5 protein-coding genes and 1 pseudogene are annotated in these 4,297 nt (G+C 50.6%); all 6 read right to left on the minus strand.

Annotated elements, in window-relative coordinates:
- Positions 1–93: 93 nt before the first annotated feature.
- Positions 94–507: a DUF350 domain-containing protein gene (locus tag L693_RS0121750; RefSeq protein WP_025719939.1), complete on the minus strand. Its 414-nt coding sequence runs from the start codon at positions 505–507 to the stop codon at positions 94–96.
- 104 nt (positions 508–611) lie between these two features.
- A complete protein-coding gene (locus L693_RS0121755) occupies positions 612–2,048 on the minus strand; it encodes a glutathionylspermidine synthase family protein (RefSeq protein ID WP_049825250.1) in 1,437 nt (478 codons plus the stop codon).
- A 1-nt stretch (position 2,049) separates the two neighbouring features.
- Positions 2,050–2,388 carry a hypothetical protein gene (locus L693_RS0121760; protein ID WP_025719943.1) on the minus strand — a complete coding sequence of 113 codons (339 nt, stop codon included), beginning with the start codon at positions 2,386–2,388 and terminating at the stop codon, positions 2,050–2,052.
- On the minus strand, positions 2,388–2,912 hold the full coding sequence (locus tag L693_RS31660; protein ID WP_231503728.1) for a hypothetical protein: 525 nt from the start codon (positions 2,910–2,912) through the stop codon (positions 2,388–2,390). The genes L693_RS0121760 and L693_RS31660 overlap by 1 nt, the downstream gene beginning before the upstream one ends.
- Positions 2,913–3,005: 93 nt before the next feature.
- Positions 3,006–3,911, minus strand: a complete 906-nt coding sequence (locus L693_RS0121770; protein WP_025719947.1) for a M15 family metallopeptidase — start codon at positions 3,909–3,911, stop codon at positions 3,006–3,008.
- Positions 3,912–4,061: 150 nt separating this feature from the next.
- Positions 4,062–4,297: pseudogene (locus L693_RS28400) on the minus strand (phosphoribosylglycinamide synthetase); the annotation flags it as partial.

Here is a 4,297-nt window from a genome sequence, read left to right on the forward strand (position 1 = left end):
TTTCTTTTATGTGTCCACAAATAGGGTCACAGTTCAGTGCGGTTTTTGCATATCCTTTTATATACCTTCTTTATACCCATTCTCTATCCAGGGCTACATCAAGAATGTACCCACCACAAATGACACCCCGACAATGATCGAGCGCAGCAGTTGCGCCAGAGCCACATTGCCTTTGGCAATTTCCTCGCACACTTTGGTACGTGGAGTCAACAGATCAAAAATAATATAGACCAAACACAGCACCACTATGCCTACGGCTGACCAAATCAGCATATCGAGCCATGAATGGCTGCTGTATGACACCATGCCCACGATAATACACAGACCCAGCAGCTTTGCCCCCATATAGATGCCTGCCGCCTCATTGCCGCGTGCGATTTCCTGATTATCGTTATAACGTGTCAGCAAGCTGAACACAAAATAACCTACGATTAAGATGGCAAACAGGATAAGCAAGCCGATGCCTACATTGCCCAATGCGTTCCCCAAGCTGATTTGTGAGTCCAATCCTCTTCCTCCTTATAAATACTTAACCATAGTGACATTTAAGCATATGCATACTTAATACTATGAATAATTATATTTTAATACTTATTAATCATGTAAAAAGGCTAAGAGCGCCCAGATGACTCATGAGATACGGTCGGAACGGCGGCTGCACAATAATAGGCCATATCGCCGGTGACCTTTTCCCCGATTCGTGGCAGGATGCCCGCAAACCTCCCGCCGATAACAAATACGCCGGTCAGCACATAGCCATGATATAGCCCTTCCTCGGTCTGCACCTCTGCGCTTTGCATAGGCCACAGCCGCTGATAAATCTTGGGTTGGCTTTCGTAATAAGCGGCAATATGTGCGGCCTCCTCCTGCTCAGGCGTTAGCGGAGCATCTGCTTCATCAGAGACGTTAGACGGGACAGCCTTCGCCCATTGTTCCGTCAGAGCTGGAACTTCCAGCTTATTTTCGGTATCGGCAGACACAATCAGATGCGTCCCTTTTCCCTCCCGGCCCCATATTCCTTTGGCCACATAAGGCTGTTCATTTTGCATAAACACCGTTGGTTCAAAATACGTAGGCAGCAGGTAGGTTCTTATCACCTCCAGCTCCTGGTCGTTAAACAAGCGAAAGCCGCAGAACTCTGGTGTCTGCTCATTGCGCTCATACAGCGACCATACGGTTGCGGTAAACCCCTTGCTTTGGGTAATAATATGCTGCGGCGGATTGATTAATCCTACCTTACCGTCCGCTACCATATCCATTAGCGCCTGCCCCACCTCTAGCCCCGTGTCCTCTTCCCGGTCATCAATCAGATATTCCAGCGGATACAGGCGGTAGAGGATGTGTATGGGCTCTCCCCGGTGATACAATCCTTCACCCGGGATAATCTCCAGCTCTTCCAAGGGCGCATAAACCACTTCAAATCCAGCTTGTTCACACAAGCGCATGATATATTTTGTGTTGGTCTGATCCTCAATATGCCAATCATAGCAAGTAAAATACACTTTTGTGCCTAATCCCCTGCTGCTATAAAAATGTATCAAATCAATCAGTGCACGCTGAATGGCATCATCCATTCCAGCTGACGGTCCCAATAGAGCAGTATCTTCCCGTGACCCTCCGCCCTCATTCAGGATCTCCAGCAGCTTCCCTTCGAGATAGGCTGCCTCGGGGATTCCAGTCGGAGTGTCTGTATTGTTCTCAATGCACTTGATCCCCGCTTCCCCCACAATCCAGTCCTGTCGGGTAATTCCATCCGGCGCGGCCTCCATGCGCGCAGCACGCAGCAAACCCGGATGGACACCCAATCGTTCCACCAGGTACTCATCAGGCATATAGCGCTGGACAAAGTGCTGAACTTTGCGATAGATGCTATGTATCGCCTCGGATGCAGCCTGAAGCTCTGCCAGCTCGGTCTCGCGATACATCGTTAACGCGGGCACACAATAGGATTTGCCATACATGCGATGGTATGGAATCATACGGCTGATTTCGCCGCTAAAAAGCTCGTCATGATCATAGGGCAGTTGCCGAATGGTACGCATCCTCATTTTAACCTCCAGAGAAAAAGCCGCTACGTGAGCCGCTGCTGCCAAAACCGCTGTGTGAGCCGGAAGATGAAGATGAGCTTTTGCGGTAAGAGCTTGAAGAGGAACGACTGCTATGATAGGAGGAGCCTCCGCTATAATAGGTTGATCCGCCATAGTAATACCCGCTGCTGCCTGAATCCCGACACGCTGTTTGCTCCGATACAGGAAGCTCATCGCAGTCATAATACTCGTCGTCACCGCAGCCCGTCAGGACGGCTGGCACAGCCAGCATCAGGGCAAAGGCCGCCATCCGTGTACGAGAGCCGGGCCTGGATTTGATTTTCTCCCAAGAGTGCTCCATCACAGATCGACCTCCTTCACAAACAGATGTACCTTTTTCAGTTGTGGGTCCAGTACAGAATAAACGAATTCATACGTTGTGCCACCCAGCACCGTATAGTGATCCAATAGCCGATGGGCTAGCTCCAGCGTAAATACGGAGCCTTCCCGGTGCTCCATACTACGAAATGCAGGCTCATGCCATACCCAGTAAAGCACGCTGAACGTTGAGGCGTAGCCTCCATCACTTGCCAGTACGAGGTCAGTAATTGATGCGCCGTAAGGCTTCGCACGTTCCCCTGTAAATTCGGTCACATAGACGGAATGCTCTGTGTGATCCTCACTTTCATTGGAGATATGTGCCCATAGTTTGTCATGGAGACGCGTAGCGTCTACAAGCTTGCGCAGAAACAGCTCATCTCCCGATACGGATTCCCGTGTCAGGCTGCGCAGTTCCTTTTGTGTGTCTTCTGACCATTCCCGATACGTTAATGAATAATAAATGATGATTCCCTTCCCTTCCTGCACGCTTCTGTCGTCAATCACTATACGAGATTCTACCTTGAAAAGGTTCAATTTGGAAAGAAAAATATGTAAAAAAGCTGCAATCCCACAGGATTACAGCTTTGCTTTTGACTGCTACAGCTTGATTTTGTTTTCGCCGAAATATTCTTCAAGAGTTAATCCCTGCTTGGTTACATCCTCTGCAATATCTTCTCCCACGTAACGAATATGCCAAGGCTCGTACACATAGCCAGTCACATCTTCCTTACCCTTCATATAACGAATAATAAATCCGTATTCCGGCGCATGCTTTGCCAGCCATTCACCTTCTTTGGAAGCGCCAAAGGCTTGCTCCAGCGCATTGCCCACACTTGGGCTGGATACGTCGATCGCCAATCCTGTCTGATGCTCGCTCGTCCCCGGTACGGCGCTGACTTGAGTGGCATATGCCTGCCCCTTTGTCTTTACATTGTTGTTGAAAATGGAAACCTGTCGCTTATAGGAGCGATATCCCGATACTGCCCGCAGTTCTATACCATCCTTCTGGGCACCTGCGAACAGCTTCTCCAGCGCATCTGCCGCTTCCTTGCGCATTTGCCGCTTCTCATGCGGCCCCTCAAAGGAAAACGGCACCTTCGGCTCGACCAGATCGCCCGGAACATAGCCTATAGGCAAGCTGCGCTTTTTGTTAACAACGACCGTGTCAGCCTCCGCATTCGTTACAACCGCGGTTCCATCCTCTTCCTTAACCGTCGCCTGCAGCGCATTTTGGCTTCGAATGGCCATCATGGCATCAGCTTGTCCGCTTTCTGCGCCCGTGGAGGCTTGTCCCGTGCCAGAGCTGCTGCCAGCCGTCCCCGGCTGGGTAGAAGACGGTGCATTTTCCTGTACCGTCGTAGATGACTTCAACGGCTCGCTTTCCTGTCCACCTGAGCCTCCCTGCTGACAAGCCGCCAGCAGGAGCCCCGGCAGGATCAGCCCTGGAATGAGCGCCCTGGTCCAGCGCTGTGGGGGGCGCGTCTGTTGCATATGTCGTTTCATGCTGGTATCTCCTCCAATATCGCAATTAATGCATGACTTGCTATCACTTTCCGTTCCCCTATTGTAACTGAACTTTCGACACTCTTCGAAGCCGTTATTCAGTCCGATGCAGATGAATAGGCCCGAAAAAAGAAGTATACACCCGAATTGTTACGGAGTATGACGTTTTTGCGGAATTGCTCCCCGAGCGCGCTCTGCTATACGCTCACGTATGAGCTTTAATGCCTCTTCCGCGCGGGGTAATCCCGGCAGCAAAGCCGTAATATCCGCTTCATTCTTTGAAGCAAGCTTTTGCGGCAGACGAATCTCAATCGCATGAAAGCCCGCACCGGGGCGGTGCAATGCTCCCTCGGCAGCAGATTCAGCAATCCATTCACTAATCGCCG

The organism is Paenibacillus sp. 1-18 (genome assembly GCF_000520755.1).
Classification (GTDB): Bacteria; Bacillota; Bacilli; order Paenibacillales; family Paenibacillaceae; genus Paenibacillus; species Paenibacillus brasilensis.

Excerpts from the sequence above, each read along its gene's own strand:
- L693_RS0121755 (WP_049825250.1), bottom strand. The coding sequence starts at position 2,048 with ATGAGGATGCGTACCATTCGGCAACTGCCCTATGATCATGACGAGCTT.
- L693_RS0121760 (WP_025719943.1), bottom strand. The coding sequence starts at position 2,388 with ATGGAGCACTCTTGGGAGAAAATCAAATCCAGGCCCGGCTCTCGTACA.
- L693_RS0121770 (WP_025719947.1), bottom strand. The coding sequence starts at position 3,911 with ATGAAACGACATATGCAACAGACGCGCCCCCCACAGCGCTGGACCAGG.